The 1,989-nt window shown below is 59.8% G+C and carries 1 protein-coding gene; it reads left to right on the top strand.

Features of this window, described 5'->3' with window-relative positions:
* The first annotated feature begins 189 nt into the window (after positions 1-189).
* Positions 190-1,968 (top strand): ABC transporter ATP-binding protein, encoded by a 1,779-nt coding sequence (locus tag ACR0BK_RS20320; RefSeq protein WP_480556061.1) that lies wholly within the window; start codon positions 190-192, stop codon positions 1,966-1,968.
* Positions 1,969-1,989 lie beyond the last annotated feature (21 nt).

The raw sequence follows: 1,989 nt of genomic DNA, 5'->3' as shown, positions 1-1,989 counted from the left end.
AGCCGTTCGATTGCGGTTATGGATTGCTTGAGTATTTGGTATTGGTTGCGGGTTTGGTGGTTAGGTCTTATTTAGCGTGTTTGGATGTTGGGATGGGTTGGTCTGCCGCAGGGTTGCATCTGTCCTTTAGGCGCGGCGGGATATGGGGTATCTGGGCGTGCGCACCGTTTCACGGATTTGGAGAACGCAATGATGAAGCGCGCCTGGAACAAGTGGCGATCGGGCTATATGGGCCGGCTTGTCGGTGAGAGCTTTTATGCGCAGGGCGGGCTTTACGGCATAGCGATCCTGGCGATGATCGCGGTGGCGGTCACCACCGCCGGCTCGGCTTACATGATGGAATATATCATCGATGCCATGACCAGCCCGGAATTGCGGGGATGGGTGCATGTCATTGCGCTGGGGGTTGTGCTTCTGTTCCTGACCAAGGCGGTGGCCTCGTATATTCAGGCCGTTTTTCTGGCACGCGCGGGCAACCGGATTGTGGCCCAGCAGCAGGAGAAGCTGTACCGCAAGCTGGTCCGGCACGGAGTGTCGTTCTTCTCGACCACTGAATCGTCGGATCTGCTGATGCGCACGACCAATGGCGCGCAATCGGCCCGGAGCCTGATCGATGTTCTGGTCACCGGGTTTGTCCGCGATGCCCTGACCCTGGTCGGCCTGATTGTGGTCATGGTGTATCAGCAGCCGGTCCTGTCGGTGATGTTCTTTGTGGTGGGCCCGATTGCCCTGCTGGGGGTGCGGTATCTGCTGAAAAGCGTGCGCTCGATCATGCAGGCCGAGTTCAAATCGCTGGCAGAGATCATCCGGGTGCTGCAGGAGACCTCGGCGGGGATCAAGGTGATCAAGGTGTTTGCGCTTGAAGATCGCATGATCGACCGAATGGAGACCGCGATCCGGAAGGTCGAACAGCGCTCGAACGACATCGCCCGGCTGCAGGCCATTGCCAGCCCGCTGATGGAGTTTCTGGCCGGTCTGGCGGTTGCCGGGGTTCTCATTGTCAGCACGATGGGCATCGCGGGCACCGAACAGCCGACCGCGGGTCAGCTGATGTCCTTCATCACCGCTTTGCTGATGGCCTATGAACCTGCCAAGCGCCTGTCCAGGATGCGGGTCCAGATTGAAACCTGCATGGTCGGGGTCGGCCTGTTGTTCAGCCTGCTGGATCAGGAGGACACGATGGTGGAAAGCCCCCGGGCCCGTGACCTGAGTGACGGCCCCGGACAGATCACGCTGCGCAATGTGACCTTTGGCTATCAGGGCACGGTGCCGGTGATCGACAACATGAGCGCCACTTTCGAGGCCGGGAAAACCACCGCCCTTGTCGGCCAGTCCGGTGGTGGCAAATCCACGTTGTTTGGCCTGATCATGCGGTTTTACGACCCCGATCAGGGCAGCGTCGAGATCGATGGCCGGGACCTGAGGGATGTCAGCTTTGCCTCGCTGCGGCGGAAAATCTCGTATGTCGGTCAGGATACGTTCCTGTTCTCGGCCTCGGTGATGGACAACCTGCGCTGCTCGGCGCCCGATGCGAGCGACGAAGAGGTGATCGCGGCAGCCCGGGCCGCACATGCGCATCAGTTCATCACCGACCTGCCGCAGGGCTATGAGACCCCGGTGGGCGAGAACGGAACCTTTCTGTCGGGCGGCCAGAAACAGCGCATCGCGATTGCCCGTGCCATTCTGCGCAAGGCCGAGATCCTGCTGCTGGACGAGGCCACAAGCGCGCTGGACGCGGAATCGGAATCGCTGGTCAAAGAGGCGCTGGACGCCCTGACACAGGATGTCACCGTCATCGTCATCGCCCACCGCCTGTCAACCGTGCTGGAGGCAGACAAGATCATCGTCATCCAGGACGGCGCTATCGCCGAACAGGGAAACCTCGACCAACTCATGCAGAAAAACGGCCCCTTCAAAAACCTCTTCGACCAACAGTTCAACAAACACAAACAAAAAGTCGCACAGTAATAGGGGGAGCTGAAAATCAGA

This window comes from Ruegeria sp. AF1 (genome assembly GCF_056542125.1).
This window is presented reverse-complemented; position numbering and strand designations above follow the sequence as displayed.